Origin of the sequence: Chromohalobacter beijerinckii, assembly GCF_023061185.1 — a bacterium.
Classification (GTDB): Bacteria; Pseudomonadota; Gammaproteobacteria; order Pseudomonadales; family Halomonadaceae; genus Chromohalobacter; species Chromohalobacter beijerinckii.
In genome coordinates, this window is the sequence record NZ_JAKGAK010000004.1 from 1 (window position 1) to 16,138 (window position 16,138).

Below are 16,138 nucleotides of genomic sequence, written 5' to 3' on the forward strand. Positions count from 1 at the left end.
CTTTCAACGCATCACCGACCCGCTCATGATGCCCAAATCACGGGCTGTGTGGTTTACTGGGATAGCAAGAAAGAGCTCTAAAGCCCCACTATCTGAAGTGATTAAGCGCTGTCAGACTTTACGCTGACGATCTCAGCCGGTTTATGATTACGATCGATGATCGTACGTGCCTCGGCTTCACTCTCCGCTTCGATCTCTTCGCTCCGAAGCTCACTTTCACCAGGTAGTTTGAATTCAACCGTGTACAAGTCCATGTGTGCGTTCCTCCATCATTTTGATCATGCACTCATAGGTTTAGTAGCCAACGAAGGTCAGCGCCAGTGGCCGCGATTCAATTTTTGATCGTTTCATGATGAGCGTTCCCCAACGCTTGCGCCTCATGTCCGCATGAACTTTAGAGTGCACGTAGGTGTACGCCACGCAAAGTGCTATTGCGTGTAGTCGGGATTATGTCAGGTTTCAGATTAAGAAAGGCCCGTGCGTGATTGCTGGGCTTTTGGAGCTGAGAGGGTGGGTCAAATGACGCTGGGTCAAACTTGATGGTGCGGATGAAGAGACTCGACCCCTCATCTTTTATTCATGAAAATGCTTTTATATCAATTGGATGCGATAGGGTGAGTGCAGATTCTGTACCCATGGGGACCAAGGTGGGGGCTCAGCTAGAGCCCGAGCAGCTTCTCGACTGCCTTGTGGATGTCCGGGCCGTCGGCGTGGATCCACTTGCCGTAGCGCTGCTGGATCATCTGGATGCTGCTGTGGCCGACGTGGTCGGCGATCCAGTGGATAGGGGCTAGATCAGTTGAGAGCATCTGGCTGATGCTGATGCGCTCGACGTTACCGGTAGTGGCATCGTGCAGTTCCCCGAGCTGCTGGGGCTTACGCACAAGCAGGCGAGGGACATCGTCTCAGATCATGCGCCCATCTACATAACTGTCGGTGATGCCGATCCCGAGTTCGTGGCCTTGGATGGAGTTTCTGTCGCCGAGAGTGCGGACAGCAAAAGTGCGGGCGGCGAATGCGTCAACATCAATAAGGCGATGCCCAATCGACTAGATGAGCTGCCGCACATCGGTCCAGCTGGGGCAGAAGCCGTCATCGATGCTCGCCCGTACCAAGGTGTCGATGGGCTGACTCGGGTGAGTGGTATCGGCCCGTCACGAGCCGAGGAGATCGAGGCCAGCGGCGTAGTGTGCAGCTTGTAATCTGGAGCAGGGCCACTTGGAGCCGGTAATTTAGGCCGCTTTATTGCGGCCTTTCTGTTTGCATTTCCGTTTCAATATCCATGGGACTGCCGATTTCGGCTTGCTGTGATTGCTTGTCGTAGACGCATAACAGCTGTAATCGATTTTTAGCGCCGTGCTCATGCCCGGTCATGCGGGCAAGTCCGAAATGCTTGGAGCTAAAGGGGTCCACCGCAATCGTCTCGACATTTAAGCTGCCATCGACAGCGCCGCGACATTTTTTTTCAACGTCTGCACGGAAATCTCTCCAGGCGTTTTCACTGGAGGCTGCAGCTATGGTCGACATAAGTGCAGTGCTTATAGCCATGATTGCTAAAGATATGCGGCCATATTTTGTGTAATGCATGGTGTTCTCCACTGATGGTGACTCTTATGTTTTCACAGCCCCCGTTGTCAGGCGAATGTGGCATGGCCGAGGTGTCGAGTGGTAGGAAGTGAGCTCTATCGTATCCTCGCCACCGGTAACTCATCCCAACTCGTCGTGTACCGCCCCGTCAAATACTCCCGCCGCAGTTGCCGCGCCGCGCTTGCGCTGGCCTAACAGCTCATAGTAAGAGGGTGAGGTTGGGGGTGAGGGGCGTTTGCGAGCCATAACCATGCTCCATGCGAATGCTGTTTATATATATAGTATCTGCACGGGAAGGTGGGTAAGGCAAGTGCTGATGCACGGCTTCCTAATTCCATGTCGTGACGGCCAACTCCTCGTAGCTCGGCGATTGTCGTTGAGCATATCTGAGGAGTCATTCATGACTATGTATTCAAGCTCTACTGTCGCGAACATGATCGAGTTGCTGGAAAGCACGCCGGCATCATCCGCTGGCAACATCGCGGAGCAGCTTCAAAGGCGTTTAGATGATCATCGAGAATGGGGAAAGCAAGGCGTGGCCACGTTGAGAGCAGACGACGCGAGAAAGATAGCTGCCGTACTCGACTGGCATAAACGCCGGCTGAGAAACGGTGGGGCGGTCGGGGTTAAATGCTGACCACAAAGCTGACCACACTATGCCAAAACTGACCATATGTAGACCAGTAGAAGCAAAGGAGCGTTTATAACTGATTGAAAAAAAGATATTGATGGTGCGGATGGGGAGACTCGAACTCCCACGCCTTTCGGCACTAGAACCTAAATCTAGCGTGTCTACCAATTCCACCACATCCGCAGTCTGGCAGGTCGAGCGACATTGTACGTATGCCGAGAGGGAAGTCAATCGCCATGGGCATCGAGTGCTATTGAGCATCTCGGTGGTTTTCGGTCATGGGGAAGACTGGTCTGCATCGAGCGCAGCGTGCGGGAGGCGGCAGGCGTGCTAGGCTGCTTCTTTCGAACAGGGCTGGGTAACCTTGTTAACTTAAAAAAAGCATCCGTTAACCATGATGAGAGTAAGAAGCGCTTGGGGTTTGTCAACCAAAATAAAGTTATTGATTGACCAGTCGGTGCGCGTGGGGCTGCCGGGACATTGTGCTTTTTGCATGGGTATGACGCCGCTGGCGGCGCCGTGGTGCGAGGCGTGTTTCGAGGCGCTGCCCTGGAATCGCGTGGCCTGTGTGCGCTGTGCCGAGCCGTTGGCGCGTCCCGCCGAGCTGTGCGGTCACTGTTTGCGTCATGCGCCGTCCTTCGATGTGGCGCGGGCGCCATTGCGTTACGAAGATGCCACGCAGGCATTGCTTCAGCGCTTCAAATTCGGCGCGCAACCGCGTGCGGGAATCTTGCTGGCGACTCTTTTCGCGCGTAGCCGCGAAGGTGTGTTACCCGAGGCACTCATCGCGGTGCCGACGCATCCGCAGCGACGACGTGAGCGTGGCTTCGATCACAGCGTTTGGCTGACGCGTGAGCTCTCGCGTCAACTGGGCGTGCCACATCTGCGTGCCTGGCGCGAGCGTGACACGCCGACCCAGCGTGGACTTACACGCCGTGCACGTCGCGACAACGTACGCAGGGCTTTTCGTGTTGCGTCCGGTTTGCCGGCCCACGTGGCGCTCGTCGACGACGTGATGACCACTGGCAGCACGCTCTCTGCATTGGCCGATGCCTGCCGAGAGGCGGGCGCGCAGCATGTCGAGGCCTGGGCGATGACGCGAACGCCGCGAGGAATCTGATAGCATAAGGGGGCACCTCCAATAGGACACGCCATGACCGCCCCGAAGCACCCGTTCGAAAGTTTGTCGCCCGCACACGTGGTCGATGCCGTCGAGTCGCTGGGTTTTTGGTTGCCGGGCGAGCCGTTTGCGCTCAACAGCTATGAGAATCGCGTGTTTCTGTTGAGCGATGACGATCGCCGTCGTTGGGTGGCTAAATTCTATCGTCCCGAACGCTGGAGCGAGGCGCAGATTCGTGAGGAGCACACGTTTCTCGACGAGCTCGATACCGCAGGCGTACCAGGGGCGCCACCTTGGCGCGACGATAATGGTGAGACGCTCCATCATGCCTATGGATTCGCGTTCGCCTTGTTTCCGCACGTCTCGGGGCAGGCGCCGGAGCTCGAGAATCCCGCGCATCTCTTTGCCCTCGGTGATTTGATCGGCCAGGTGCATGCCGTGGCGCGTCGCAGTTCTTTCCAGACGCGTCCTGTTCAGGAGCCCATGGCGATCAGCCAAGCGAGTTGTGAGCGCGTGCTGGCGAGCGATTGGTTGAGTCGTCGTCAACGTCAGGCGTACGCCCGCATTGCTGAGCGTCTGCAGACGCTACTGGTCGAGCAGCGGTGGCCGGAGACGACCTTGCAACGCGTACATGGCGACTGTCATCTGGGCAACATCCTGGGACGCGACGAAGATTTTGCGCTGGTCGATTTCGATGATTGCTGCATGGCGCCGGCGGTTCAGGATTTGTGGATGTTATTGACGGCGCCTGAAGCCGATGAATGGCAGATGCAGCTATCCGAAGTAATCGAGGGCTACGAACAGCATGTCGAGTTCGATCGGCGCCAGTTGCGCTGGATCGAGCCGCTGCGCACATTGCGTTTGATGCGCCATAGCGCCTGGTTAGTCGATCGCTGGGAAGATCCAGCGTTTCCCAGGGCCTTCCCGTGGGTGGCCAGTGAGGGATACTGGGATCAGCACATCCGCATTCTTGAGCAGCAGCGCCTAGCGTTGGAAAATCCGCGTTGGCTGGCGTGACTGCTGCCTCGAAGGCCCTGGCGCGGCGTCGGGACATGTCGTGTCACCGACGTCGACGTGAATCGCGCGTGCGTCGCGCTTTGCCCATGTGGCAAACTTCCGGTGTTGTATTCATTTTGTAACGTATGCCCGGTCGGGCGTCATGACGAAGGCACTCAAAGGCACTTAAATGACAGAAGAACTCGCAACGCATTACCGCGACATCATCGCCGGCTTGGGCGAGGACCCCGACCGGGAAGGGCTGCGTGATACGCCCATGCGAGCCGCCAAGGCCATGCAGTTTCTCAACCAGGGCTATGGACAGACGCTCGAGTCGTTGGTCAACGGCGCGGTGTTCGAATCGCAGACCGACGAAATGGTGCTGATCAAGGACATCGAGCTCTATTCGATGTGTGAACATCATTTGTTGCCATTCATCGGCAAGTGCCATATCGCGTATCTGCCCAAGGGCACGGTGCTGGGGCTTTCCAAGTTCGCTCGCATCGTCGACATGTATGCGCGGCGCATGCAGATCCAGGAAAACCTGACACGTCAGATCGCCGAGGCCGTGCAGGAAGTGACCGAGGCGCGCGGTGTGGGGGTGATCGTCGAGGCGCAGCACATGTGCATGATGATGCGTGGGGTCGAGAAACAGAATTCGTGCATGAAGACCTCCGTGATGCTGGGCGCCTTCCGCAATAACCTGAACACGCGCCAGGAGTTCTTGACGCTGGTGCATGGCTGAGCGAAACGTCGATTACCGCCGCGCGTGACGCGCGTTTCGTACTTTAGGAGAAATGCCGCATGGCCTTACATGCCCTGAACGATCAGCACCTCGATCACGATCTGGCGACGATAAACATCAAGAATCTGCGCTTGCGTACCCATATCGGCATCAAAGATGAGGAAATCCAGAATCGCCAGGATGTGGTGATCAATGCCACCATTCGTTACCGGGCCGATCGTGCGGTCAAGTTCGATCATATCGAGCAGGCGCTCAATTACCGTACGATCACCAAGCATATCATCGGCTATGTCGAGGATAACCGCTTCCTCTTGCTGGAACGCATGACCCGCGAAGTCTTGGATATCATCATGAGTTACGAGCAGGTCCTCACGGCGCAGGTGGAAATCGACAAGCCTTTCGCGCTGCGTTTTTCCGACTCCGTGTCGGTGACGCTATCCGACTCGCGCCTGGACTGAGGTGATATGACCATGCCATCGGGATTTGGCCGGGAGTCGCGTCGTGCACGGTAAGTTGGAAACCTTCGACGACGCGGCCCAGCGCGGCGTGATCGTCGGCGACGATGGACATCGTTATACATTCACATTGACCGAGTGGCGTGGCCGTGGCCTCCCAAGGGAAGGCACGCGGTTACGCTTCGATGGCGATGCAGGACGTGCCGAGCAGGTATTCGACGCGCCCGTTCCTCAGCGTACCGCGCGGCAAACGCGTGACGATCAGGGGCAGGTCAAATCCTCTTTATTGTCTCCCTGGGCGGTGCTGGCACTGGTACTCGTCGCCGTGGCACCGCTGTTGGCGCCTTATATGCTGCTCGTCGATGCACTGGCGATGTTACTGGCAGTGCTCGGGATCAGGCAGGTACGCCGCTCGCCGTCGCGTTACAGAGGCCAGGCGCTGTGCGGGGCCGCCATCGCCATTGCGGTGCTGAGTCTCTTTATCTGGATGTGAGGTGAACATCATTTTAGTGCGCGCTGCGTTTGGTGGCACCGAAAGACTCGGCATAAGATGAAGTCACGGCGACGGCCAGCGTCGCCCTCATTGTCAGGAAGGAGAACGCCATGGAGTCCCTTCAGGAGAACTCGCTGTTTCGCCCCTTTGCCTATATAGACGGCAATTGGGTGGCAGCGGACAGCGGCGAACAGATCGAGGTCGACGATCCGGCCACCGGTGAGATCGTGGGGCGCATGCCCAAGCTAGGGCGAGCCGAGACCGAACGTGCCATCGAAGCCGCCGATTCGGCCTGGCCGGCTTGGCGTGCCCTGACGGCGCAAGAGCGCGCGGATACCTTGATGAAATGGTACGACCTGATGCTCGAGCATCAGGACGAACTGGCGGCGATCATGACCGCCGAGCAGGGCAAACCGATCAAGGAAGCGGCCGGTGAGATCGCTTATGCGGCTAGCTTCCTGCGCTGGTTCGCCGAAGAAGCGCGGCGCGTCTATGGCGACACCATTCCCGCGGCCAAGTCCAACCAACGCATCGTGGTGCTCAAGCAGCCGGTCGGCGTCGTCGGGGCGATCACGCCGTGGAATTTCCCGTCTTCCATGATCACTCGCAAGGCGGCCGCAGCATTGGCGGCGGGGTGTCCGATCGTCATCAAGCCGGCCAGCCAGACGCCGTTTTCCGCTACCGCGCTGGCGGCGTTGGCCGAGCAGGCTGGGGTGCCGCGCGGCGTGTTCAATGTGGTGCCGGGGCGCGCCAGCGAGATCGGCAAGGCGATGACCGAATCGCCTGTGGTACGCAAGATTACCTTCACCGGCTCGACTGATGTGGGCAGCCAATTGATGGCCGGCGCCGCCGAGCATATCCAGAAGATTTCTCTGGAGCTGGGAGGGAACGCACCATTTTTGGTCTTCGAGGACGCCGATCTCGATGCCGCCGTCGAGGGGGCAATGGCCAGCAAGTTCCGCAATGCCGGTCAGACCTGCGTATGCACCAATCGCTTCCTGGTGCAGTCCAGCGTGATTAACGCCTTCAGCGAAAAGCTGGCGGCGGCCATGAACAGCGAATTACACGTCGGCCCCGGGACCGAAGAAGGCGTGAATATCGGGCCGTTGATCGACGACGATGCCGTCGCCAAAGTCTCCGAGCATATTCAGGATGCCGTCGACAAAGGCGCCGAACTGCTGTTGGGCGGCCATACGCATCCACTGGGTGGGCGCTTTTTCACACCAACATTGGTGAGCCACGCGAATGCCGATATGAAGGTCGCGCACGAAGAAACCTTCGGGCCTTTGGCGGCGGTGCTGCCGTTCGATGACGAGGAAGACGCCGTGCAGATGGCCAACGATACGCGCTTTGGGCTGGCATCGTACTTCTACGCCAACGACCTGAGCCGTGTATGGCGTGTGGCCGAAGCGCTGGAGTACGGCATGGTCGGCATCAACACAGGGCTGATCTCCAACGCCAGTGCGCCGTTCGGAGGTGTCAAGGCCTCGGGGCTGGGGCGTGAAGGCTCCAAGTACGGTATCGACGAGTACATGGAAACCAAGTATCTGTGCATGGATCTAGGCTAAACGCCGAAAGCTCGAAGCGCGGCGCGACACGCCTGGACGTGTGAAGAAAAACACCCTGCCGGATGCACCGGCAGGGTGTTTTGCTATCGGCGGTACTTAGGCTGTCTTCGAGCTTCGAGCTTCGAGCTTCGAGCGTCAGTGCCTGAAGTGACGCATATCGGTGAAGACCATGGCGATGCCGGCTTCGTTGGCGGCGTCGATCACTTCCTGGTCACGCATTGAACCGCCAGGCTGGATGACGGCAGTGATGCCGGCAGCGGCGGCGGCGTCAATGCCATCGCGGAAGGGGAAGAAGGCGTCTGAGGCCATCACCGAGCCGGGTACTTCCAGGCCTTCGTCGGCGGCCTTGATGCCGGCGATCTTGGCCGAGTAGACGCGGCTCATCTGCCCGGCGCCCACGCCAATGGTCTGACCGTGCTTGGCATAGACGATGGCATTGGACTTGACGAACTTGGCGACCTTCCAGGCAAAGCTGAGATCGCTTAGCTCCTGGTCGCTGGGGGCGCGCTCGGTGACGGTGCGCAGGTGTTCGGATTCGACCATGCCCTGGTCACGGTCTTGGACCAAGAGCCCACCGGTGACGCGCTTGAAGTCATGAGCGGGACGCGGCTGGCTGGGCCAGTGCTTGCTGACATCGAGCAGGCGCACGTTTTTCTTCCCAGCGACGATCTCGGCGGCGGCGGCGTCGATGCCTGGTGCGATGATGACTTCCACGAACTGGCGGTCGACGATGGCACGTGCCGTATCGGCATCCAGCGGGCGGTTGAAGGCGATGATACCGCCGAAAGCGCTGGTGGGGTCGGTAGCGAACGCGCTCTGATAGGCAGCAAGCGGCGTGTCGGCGACGGCGACGCCGCAAGGGTTGGCATGTTTGACGATGACGCAGGCTGTCTCGTTGAAGACCTTGACGCACTCGAAGGCAGCATCGGTATCGGCGACGTTATTGAACGACAATGCTTTGCCTTGAAGCTGTTCTGCCGTGGTCACGCTGGCTTCGACGGCATCTGCCTCGGCATAGAAGGCCGCTTGCTGATGTGGGTTCTCACCGTAGCGCATCGCCTGTTTTTTCTGGAACTGCACGTTATAGGTCCGCGGGAAGTCGCTTTCGCCGCCTTCCACCAGAGTACCCAGATAGTTGGCGATGGCGCCGTCGTAGCCTGCGGTATGCTCGAAGGCCTTGACCGCCAGATCGAAGCGCAACGTTGCGCCAACGCCGCCATGTGTGCGTATGTCGTCAAGCACGCGGCCATAGTCGGACGCATTGACCACGATGCTGGTATGCGCGTGGTTCTTGGCACAGGCGCGGACCATGGTGGGTCCACCGATGTCGATGTTCTCGATGGCCTCTTCCAGCGTGCAATCCTCGCGCGCCACGGTGTCGGCGAAGGGGTAGAGGTTGACCACAACCATGTCGATGGCGTCGATGCCATGCTCGGCCATCACCTCGTCATCCTGCCCACGGCGCCCGAGGATGCCGCCGTGAATCTTGGGGTGCAGCGTCTTGACGCGGCCATCCATGATTTCCGGAAACCCCGTATGTTGCGAGACTTCCGTCACCGGGATGCCGTTCTCGCTGAGCAGGCGAAAGGTGCCGCCGGTGGAGAGCAGGGCGACGCCGTGCGTGCTGAGTTCGCGAGCAAAATCGACGATGCCGGTCTTGTCGGACACGCTGATCAATGCGCGACGCACGGGCTGGGGAGACGAGGATGCGGTGTGATCGGCCATGAGGCTCCACTCTTGAAAGGTGAGGGACGATTGACGCCAGACGATAGCGTGAAACGTGAAGCGCGCCCGGCGAGGGCGCCCCTGTTAGATCGGTTTGGACTCAGATCAGGTCGTACTGCTTGAGTTTCTTGCGCAGGGTGCCGCGATTGAGGCCCAGCATGTCGGCGGCGCGTGTCTGATTGCCGTCGGCATAGCGCATCACAGCCTCTAGCAAGGGCACTTCGACCTCAGTCAGCACCATGCCATAAAGGTCACTGACCGTTTCGCCATCCAGGTGGCCGAAGTAGCGCTGCATGGCGAGCTCGACCGACTCACGCAGGGTTTGCTGATGCGCTGGAGATGCCGTGGCGCTGGCATCGAGCGTATTCTGATCGATTGGAAATGCTTGCCTGCTGGTCATGCTGCATTGCTTCCATTTGAGGCCAACGCCGGTGCATCGTAGGCGAGCGCATCCACGAAGCGGTGTTGGGCCGAGGGCTGTTCCAGAACGTTGAAGCGTGCGCGCAATGCCGCTGCTTGTGGGCGAGTGGCGAGATACCAGCCCACATGCTTGCGTGCGATGCGCACCCCCATGTGCTCACCGTAAAAGGTATGCAGTGCCTCGAGATGACGGTGCATCACAGCGGCGATTTCTGCGGGCGTCGGACGCGCTAGGGTGTCACCGGTACGTAAGTAGTGCTCGATCTCGCGAAAGATCCACGGATTGCCTTGGGCGCCGCGTCCGATCATGACCGCATCGGCCTTAGTGTAGTCGAGGACGCGGGCGGCTTTCTCGGCGCTGTCGATATCGCCATTGGCAAACACCGGCAGCGATACTGCCTGTTTGATGGCGGCGATGGTGTCGTATTCGGCATCGCCGCGATAACGCTGCTCGCGAGTACGGCCATGCACCGCGAGTGCTTGAATGCCAGCGGCCTCGGCCAGTTGTGCCACGCGTATGCCGTTGCGCGACTCCGAGCACCACCCGGTACGGATCTTCAATGTCACCGGGACATCCACGGCCGCCACGACGCTCTCGAGAATTGCTGCGACCAGGCGCTCATCACGCAATAGCGCGGAGCCGGCAGCCTTGTTGCAGACCTTCTTGGCGGGGCACCCCATGTTGATGTCGACGATCTCGGCGCCTTGCGCGACATTGAGGCGCGCGGCTTCGGCCAGCATTTCCGGGTCGCCGCCGGCGATCTGTACATCGCGCGGGCCGGGCTCGCCGGCATGATCGAGCCTTTGCCGCGACTTACGGGTATGCCATAGGCGCGCGTCGGCAGTGACCATTTCCGAAACGACCAGACCCGCGCCGAGCTCTCGACACAATTGCCGGAACGGGCGATCGGTAACGCCCGCCATGGGCGCGAGAATCGCCCGGTTAGGCAATGTATAAGGGCCGATGCGCGGCAACGGCGTCACCGGAGATGAGACGTGGGTCGACATCACGAGACGTGTCTAGGTGGTGAAAGGGGCTTATGATAGCCGCCAGAACGATGTTCTTGAAGGGGCAGTTCGCCGCTCCTCGCGTCAAGCGCGCTCATGCCGGCGCCACGCCGGTGATGCGCACCCAACCTTCGCGCTCGTCGGGCGCATCGAGCAGCATGCCTTGCTCGCGATACGCGTCCATGACCTCATCGGCCTGGCCGGCGAGAATGCCCGACAAGGCCAGGCGTCCTCCTGGGGCCAGATGCGCGCAGAGCGTGGGCGCGAGCTCGACCAAAGGGCCGGAGAGAATGTTGGCGACCACGACATCATAACGCTCGGCCGCAAGCCGCTCCGGATAGCAAAGCGACAAACGCTCATCGGCGATGGCGTTACGCTGGGCGTTTTCACGGCTCGCTTGCAGGGCCTGTGGATCGATATCGGTGCCCGTGGCGTGGTCAGCTCCCAGCTTGAGCGCGGCGATGGCCAGGATGCCGGAGCCGCAGCCGAAGTCGAGCACTCGGGCGGCGTCGAGGTCGAGGCCGTCGAGCCAGCCCAGGCACAGTGCCGTGGTCGGATGGGTGCCAGTACCGAAGGCCAGGCCGGGATCGAGCAGAAGGTTGACGGCATCGGGCTCGGGGGCGGCATGCCAACTGGGTACTACCCACAGCCGTTCGCCCATCTTGAGCGGGGTGAAATCGTCCATCCACTCGCGCTCCCAATCGCGATCGGCGAGCAGCTCGTAGTCGATCTCAGGGCACGGTTCATCGGCCATCTCGGCTGCCCACTGCTGGCGGACGCGGTCGAGCATTGGCTCGATGTCTTCCAGGTCGTCGTAGAGGCCGGTCAGGACGGTTTCATCCCACAGCGGCGTGGTACCGCTTTCGGGCTCGAAGACGGGATCGTCGTAAGCGTCCTGCAGGGTGATGGCCTGAGCACCCTCGGCCAGCAGCAGTTCTTCCAACGTTTCGGCATGCTGCGGGGCGATGTGTGCCTTGAGTTGCAGCCAGGGCATGAAGTCTCCTTGAGCATCAACGCAAACGGGACGGCTAAGGCCGCCCCGTATCGAGTCGCGTGGGCTGATCAGGTCAGGCCAAGCTTCTTCTCGAGGTAGTGAATATTTACCCCGCCTTGCTGGAACGCGCTATCGCGGACCAGATCCTTTTGTAGATCGATATTGGTCTTGATGCCTTCGACCAGTAGCTCGTCGAGGGCATTGCGCATGCGCGTCAATGCTGTCTCGCGACTGGCGCCCCAAGTGATCAACTTGCCGATCAATGAGTCGTAGTGTGGCGGCACGCTATAGCCGGTGTAGATATGCGAATCCATGCGTACACCCAGGCCGCCCGGCGCGTGGTAGAGGTCGATCTTGCCGGGCGAGGGCATGAAGGTGCGTGAATCCTCGGCGTTGATGCGGCACTCGAAGGCGTGCCCGTTGAGCTGGACATCCTCCTGGGTGATCGACAATGGCAAGCCGGAAGCGATGCGCAGCTGTTCCTTGACGATGTCTACGCCGGTGACCATTTCGGAGACCGGGTGTTCGACCTGAACGCGGGTGTTCATCTCGATGAAGAAGAACTGTCCGTTTTCATACAGAAACTCGAAGGTGCCGGCGCCGCGGTAGTTGATCTCGATGCAGGCATCGATGCAGGCCTTGAAAACGTTCTCGCGGGCCTGGGGCTCGAGATGAGGTGCCGGCGCCTCTTCCAGTACCTTCTGGTGACGGCGCTGCAGGGAGCAATCGCGATCGTAGAGATGAATGGCGTTGCCTTGGCCGTCGGCAAGCACCTGGACCTCGACGTGACGCGGGTTCTCGAGGAACTTCTCCATGTACAGCGTGCCGTCGCCGAACGACGTATTAGCCTCGTTGCGTGTCACGCTGACTGAGGAAAGCAGGCTATCCTCGCTGTGCACCACGCGCATTCCGCGCCCGCCACCGCCGGCGGCTGCTTTGATGATGACTGGATAGCCAATGCGTTGCGCGGTAGCCAGTATGGCTTCGTCGTTATCTTCGGGGAGCGGGCCATCGGAGCCGGGCACGGTGGGTACGCCGGCTGCTTTCATCGCCGAAATGGCGCTGACCTTGTCGCCCATCATGCGGATGGTTTCGGCACGCGGACCGACGAATACGAAGCCCGAACGCTCGACCTGCTCGGCGAAGTTGGCGTTCTCGGAGAGAAAGCCATAGCCGGGATGGATGGCGCTGGAATCGGTGACCTCGGCGGCGCTGATCAGCGCAGGGATATTCAGATACGACTGCGCGGAGGAGGCCGGCCCGATGCACACGGCTTCGTCAGCCAGACGTACGTGCATGAGTTCGCGGTCCGCCTTGGAGTGAACCGCTACGGTCTTGATGCCCAGCTCCTTGCAGGCGCGCAGTACGCGAAGGGCGATCTCGCCACGATTGGCGATGAGTACCTTGTCCAACATAGTGTCGTCCGTCTCTATGTAAGCTCGGAAGCGGTTTGCGATCGACCGCTAATGGTGATCGCAAGCGGCTTCAAGAGATGATGACCATCGGCTGATCGAATTCGACCGGTTCGCCGTCCTCGACCATGATGGCTTCGATCACGCCATCCTGATCGGCCTCGATCTGGTTCATCATCTTCATGGCTTCGACGATGCACACGGTCTCGCCTTTCTTGACGCTTTGGCCAACTTCCACGAACGGCTTGGCGCCCGGCGCCGGCGAGCGATAAAAGGTACCTACCATGGGGGAGGTTACCGGGTGGCCGCTGGGCTCGGCGGGGGCTGCCTCGGCCTCCGGAGCGGCCGCTACGCTGGGCGCGGCGGGCGCGGGCGCTACGGCCGGAGCGGGGGCCTGGGCCGCGGGCGGTGCGCTGAAGCCACCGGTATGGCGGCTGATACGCACGGACTCTTCGCCCTCCTGGATTTCGATCTCACTGATATTGGACTCTTCCAGGAGTTCGATGAGTTTCTTGACCTTGCGAATATCCATAAGCCTGTCTCGATCAATGTGAATGTGAGGTGGCGTGGTTTGCCATCGGAGCATGGGCGCCGTCAGCCGAGCTGACGTAGCGCGGCCTCCAGGGCAAGCTCGTAACTGTCGGCGCCGAATCCGGCGATGACGCCGCGAGCGACATCGGAAAAGTACGAATGCGCGCGAAACGGTTCGCGCGCATGCACGTTGGAAAGATGCAGCTCGATGAAAGGGATGGCGACACCTGTGAGCGCGTCGCGCAAGGCAACGCTGGTATGCGTAAAGGCGGCCGGGTTGATCAGAATGAAGTCGGTGCCATCGTCGCGCGCAGCGTGCACGCGCTCGACGAGTTGGTGCTCGGCGTTGGACTGTAGCCACTCGAGTTGATGGCCGGCATCAAAGGCGCGCTGGGTCAGGTGCAGACGAATGTCCTCGAGGGTGGTGGTGCCGTAAACCCCTGGCTCGCGGGTGCCGAGCAGGTTGAGGTTAGGGCCGTTGAGTACGAGAAGCTTCGCCATGTCATGGGTCCTGATTGACGCTGTTAACCTGTTCAGGATTGGCTTAGATCACGGCACGATCATGCAAGATGCCGCCGCTGGTGCCATATATCGTTAGTGTGGGCGGAGTTTGCCCAAAAACGGACGAGCTGTCTAGTTTGTGTTGGCACAAGCAAAAACGCCACTGCATGATAGGATGGAAGTCATCGCTCTCAACTTCATCACAAGGACGTCTTATGGCTCTTTTTCGCAAGCGTGAGCGTCACCAGCGCAATGTATTGGAATCGCCCCAGTATGGCTGGATTTGGAAACCCCTGGTCGCCTTGCTGGTTATCTACCTCGTAGTCTGCGTGGCGCTGGGCGTCTGGTGGAGCCAGCGGCCCGACGATTTCAATGTCGATGACGCAGTGGGCGTGCAGCGCGGCGCGGCGCAGTCGTCCGGTGCCGAGGCCGCGTCGGACGCTCCTCGCCCAGGCGAGACTGTCACCGCCACTACCTTGACGCTGCTCGGCAGCTTACTCGACAAACCTGGTGGCTATTTGCGCAACGACATCGCGCCGCCGGGTCTGTGGCTGGATAACATGCCGAGCTGGGAGCACGGCGTGCTTGGGCAAGTACGGGCCATGAGCGCGACCCTCAATGATCCCATCGCCAGTGACGATGACGACGTGCAACAAGCCGTCGATGCCCTGTCAACGCGTAGTGACGCCTGGCGCTTTCCGTCAGCCGAAGGGCGTTATCAAGAGGCGCGCGAGGCGCTGCGCGATTACTTGGGGCGCCTGAGTGGGCAGCAGGCGGATTTCTCGCAGGACGCGCCAGCGTTGGCGGCCTGGCTTGGGCGCGTGCAGACTCGACTTGACCAGCAGACACAGCGTCTGGCAGCGAGTGTGGGAAGCTCAGAGCGTCGCAGTGCCGATATCGAGACCGGCGAGGATGGCGAGAGCACACCGTGGTGGCGTGTCGATAATGTTTTCTTCGAAGCGCGCGGCAACACCTGGGCCTTGGTGCACCTGCTCAAGGCGGCCAAGCGTGACTTTGCACCGGCCATCGAGGAGGCCGGTGTCGGCAAGGCATATGACCGGCTGATCGACGAGCTCGAAGCTTCGCAGGCACGCGTGTGGAGCCCGGTGGTGCTCAATGGTAGCGGCTTTGGCATCTTCGCCAATCACTCGCTGATGATGGCCAACTACACATTGCGGGCATCGCAACTGATCCAAGGGATACGTAGCGATCTCGGGTCGCAATAAGCCCCCAACAAAACACCCCGCGGCGGTATGTCCGGCGCGGGGTGGTGCGGGCGAGAGCGAATGCTTCAGGCTTTGGTATAAGCGTCGGCGGCCTTCTCGATCGCCTTGCGAGCGGCTTCGGCGCCGTCCCAAGAATCGATCTTCACCCATTTGCCTTTCTCGAGATCCTTGTAGTTCTCGAAGAAGTGCGCGATCTGTTGGCGCAGTAGTTCGGGCAAGTCGGTGACTTCCTGCACGTCGTCATACAGTGCGCTCAGCTTGGAGTGCGGAACGCAGACCAGTTTGGCGTCTTCACCGGCTTCGTCGGACATGTTGAGTACGCCGACCGGACGCGCACGAATCACGCTGCCTGCTTGAACCGGATACGGCGTGACCACCAGCGCATCAAGAGGATCGCCGTCGTCGGCCAGTGTGTTGTTGATGAAACCGTAGTTGGCCGGATAGAACATCGGCGTGGCCATGAAGCGGTCGACGACCAGCGCATCCATGTCCTTGTCGATCTCGTACTTGATCGGTGCGTGATTGGCGGGGATCTCGATCGCCACATAGACGTCGTTGGGGAGATCCTTGCCTGCGGGAATGTTTTTGAAACTCATCGTCGAGTCCTTGCGGTTTGCAGGTTGAACACCAGCGGGGGAAAATCCGGGAAATTATACGAGTAGCGTCCAGCGTTTACCAACCGGCGTGAGGCGTACATGGCATCATGCAATCGTCGTCTTGCGTTGT

21 protein-coding genes and 1 tRNA gene are annotated in these 16,138 nt (G+C 60.0%); 9 read left to right on the top strand and 13 right to left on the bottom strand.

What is annotated here, in order from left to right:
• Positions 1 to 101 precede the first annotated feature (101 nt).
• Both L1075_RS04925 and L1075_RS04930 read right to left on the bottom strand, forming a co-directional pair.
• Positions 102 to 254, bottom strand: a complete 153-nt coding sequence (locus L1075_RS04925; RefSeq protein ID WP_179861076.1) for a hypothetical protein — start codon at positions 252 to 254, stop codon at positions 102 to 104.
• 405 nt (positions 255 to 659) lie between these two features.
• Positions 660 to 884: a hypothetical protein gene (locus L1075_RS04930; protein ID WP_040241914.1), complete on the bottom strand. Its 225-nt coding sequence runs from the start codon at positions 882 to 884 to the stop codon at positions 660 to 662.
• Positions 885 to 962: 78 nt separating this feature from the next.
• On the opposite strand from L1075_RS04930, the gene L1075_RS04935 reads away from it, so the two are divergent.
• On the top strand, positions 963 to 1,202 hold the full coding sequence (locus L1075_RS04935; RefSeq protein ID WP_246940505.1) for a ComEA family DNA-binding protein: 240 nt from the start codon (positions 963 to 965) through the stop codon (positions 1,200 to 1,202).
• 40 nt (positions 1,203 to 1,242) lie between these two features.
• Here the strand turns inward: L1075_RS04935 and L1075_RS04940 are convergent, their stop codons facing one another.
• Both L1075_RS04940 and L1075_RS15860 read right to left on the bottom strand, forming a co-directional pair.
• Positions 1,243 to 1,587, bottom strand: a complete 345-nt coding sequence (locus tag L1075_RS04940) for a hypothetical protein (protein ID WP_246940508.1) — start codon at positions 1,585 to 1,587, stop codon at positions 1,243 to 1,245.
• Between the two features lie 95 nt (positions 1,588 to 1,682).
• Complete coding sequence (locus tag L1075_RS15860; RefSeq protein ID WP_082021294.1) at positions 1,683 to 1,754, bottom strand: DUF4113 domain-containing protein; 72 nt, start codon at positions 1,752 to 1,754, stop codon at positions 1,683 to 1,685.
• A gap of 233 nt (positions 1,755 to 1,987) precedes the next feature.
• Between L1075_RS15860 and L1075_RS04945 the strand changes: the two genes are divergently transcribed.
• Positions 1,988 to 2,224: a hypothetical protein gene (locus L1075_RS04945; RefSeq protein ID WP_040241912.1), complete on the top strand. Its 237-nt coding sequence runs from the start codon at positions 1,988 to 1,990 to the stop codon at positions 2,222 to 2,224.
• A 92-nt stretch (positions 2,225 to 2,316) separates the two neighbouring features.
• Here the strand turns inward: L1075_RS04945 and L1075_RS04950 are convergent.
• Positions 2,317 to 2,401: transfer RNA gene (locus L1075_RS04950), tRNA-Leu, on the bottom strand.
• Positions 2,402 to 2,615: 214 nt separating this feature from the next.
• Between L1075_RS04950 and L1075_RS04955 the strand changes: the two genes are divergently transcribed.
• The 6 genes from L1075_RS04955 (at position 2,616) to L1075_RS04980 (ending at position 7,595) form a co-directional block, all read left to right on the top strand.
• Positions 2,616 to 3,338, top strand: a complete 723-nt coding sequence (locus tag L1075_RS04955) for a ComFC family protein (protein ID WP_052444978.1) — start codon at positions 2,616 to 2,618, stop codon at positions 3,336 to 3,338.
• Between the two features lie 33 nt (positions 3,339 to 3,371).
• Positions 3,372 to 4,355, top strand: coding sequence for a serine/threonine protein kinase (locus L1075_RS04960; protein ID WP_040241907.1), 984 nt, complete (start codon positions 3,372 to 3,374; stop codon positions 4,353 to 4,355).
• Positions 4,356 to 4,524: 169 nt separating this feature from the next.
• Complete coding sequence (gene folE / locus L1075_RS04965) at positions 4,525 to 5,079, top strand: GTP cyclohydrolase I FolE (protein ID WP_246894253.1); 555 nt, start codon at positions 4,525 to 4,527, stop codon at positions 5,077 to 5,079.
• A 59-nt stretch (positions 5,080 to 5,138) separates the two neighbouring features.
• Positions 5,139 to 5,537 carry a dihydroneopterin triphosphate 2'-epimerase gene (folX, locus tag L1075_RS04970; protein ID WP_040241902.1) on the top strand — a complete coding sequence of 133 codons (399 nt, stop codon included), beginning with the start codon at positions 5,139 to 5,141 and terminating at the stop codon, positions 5,535 to 5,537.
• A gap of 43 nt (positions 5,538 to 5,580) precedes the next feature.
• Complete coding sequence (locus L1075_RS04975; RefSeq protein WP_040241899.1) at positions 5,581 to 6,027, top strand: hypothetical protein; 447 nt, start codon at positions 5,581 to 5,583, stop codon at positions 6,025 to 6,027.
• A 110-nt stretch (positions 6,028 to 6,137) separates the two neighbouring features.
• A complete protein-coding gene (locus L1075_RS04980) occupies positions 6,138 to 7,595 on the top strand; it encodes an NAD-dependent succinate-semialdehyde dehydrogenase (protein ID WP_246894252.1) in 1,458 nt (485 codons plus the stop codon).
• A 135-nt stretch (positions 7,596 to 7,730) separates the two neighbouring features.
• On the opposite strand, the gene purH is transcribed toward L1075_RS04980, so the two are convergent.
• The 7 genes from purH to aroQ form a co-directional block, all read right to left on the bottom strand.
• Positions 7,731 to 9,320, bottom strand: a complete 1,590-nt coding sequence (purH, locus tag L1075_RS04985) for a bifunctional phosphoribosylaminoimidazolecarboxamide formyltransferase/IMP cyclohydrolase (protein ID WP_040241895.1) — start codon at positions 9,318 to 9,320, stop codon at positions 7,731 to 7,733.
• Positions 9,321 to 9,420: 100 nt separating this feature from the next.
• Positions 9,421 to 9,720, bottom strand: coding sequence for a DNA-binding transcriptional regulator Fis (gene fis, locus L1075_RS04990; protein ID WP_040241893.1), 300 nt, complete (start codon positions 9,718 to 9,720; stop codon positions 9,421 to 9,423).
• Positions 9,717 to 10,748, bottom strand: coding sequence for a tRNA dihydrouridine synthase DusB (gene dusB / locus L1075_RS04995; RefSeq protein WP_179861075.1), 1,032 nt, complete (start codon positions 10,746 to 10,748; stop codon positions 9,717 to 9,719). Before dusB ends, fis begins: the two co-directional genes overlap by 4 nt.
• 94 nt (positions 10,749 to 10,842) lie before the next feature.
• Positions 10,843 to 11,742, bottom strand: coding sequence for a 50S ribosomal protein L11 methyltransferase (prmA, locus tag L1075_RS05000; RefSeq protein WP_040241891.1), 900 nt, complete (start codon positions 11,740 to 11,742; stop codon positions 10,843 to 10,845).
• Between the two features lie 68 nt (positions 11,743 to 11,810).
• Entirely contained in the window at positions 11,811 to 13,157 is a 1,347-nt protein-coding gene (gene accC / locus L1075_RS05005; protein ID WP_040241890.1) for an acetyl-CoA carboxylase biotin carboxylase subunit, read from the bottom strand.
• Positions 13,158 to 13,227: 70 nt separating this feature from the next.
• A complete protein-coding gene (accB, locus tag L1075_RS05010) occupies positions 13,228 to 13,686 on the bottom strand; it encodes an acetyl-CoA carboxylase biotin carboxyl carrier protein (protein ID WP_075369858.1) in 459 nt (152 codons plus the stop codon).
• Between the two features lie 62 nt (positions 13,687 to 13,748).
• Positions 13,749 to 14,186: a type II 3-dehydroquinate dehydratase gene (gene aroQ / locus L1075_RS05015; protein WP_075369857.1), complete on the bottom strand. Its 438-nt coding sequence runs from the start codon at positions 14,184 to 14,186 to the stop codon at positions 13,749 to 13,751.
• Positions 14,187 to 14,401: 215 nt separating this feature from the next.
• Here aroQ and L1075_RS05020 point away from each other — a divergent pair, with 215 nt between their 5' ends.
• Complete coding sequence (locus L1075_RS05020) at positions 14,402 to 15,412, top strand: DUF2333 family protein (RefSeq protein ID WP_040241886.1); 1,011 nt, start codon at positions 14,402 to 14,404, stop codon at positions 15,410 to 15,412.
• 65 nt (positions 15,413 to 15,477) lie between these two features.
• Here the strand turns inward: L1075_RS05020 and ppa are convergent, their stop codons facing one another.
• Positions 15,478 to 16,008 (bottom strand): inorganic diphosphatase, encoded by a 531-nt coding sequence (gene ppa / locus L1075_RS05025; RefSeq protein ID WP_040241885.1) that lies wholly within the window; start codon positions 16,006 to 16,008, stop codon positions 15,478 to 15,480.
• Between the last annotated feature and the right edge of the window lie 130 nt (positions 16,009 to 16,138).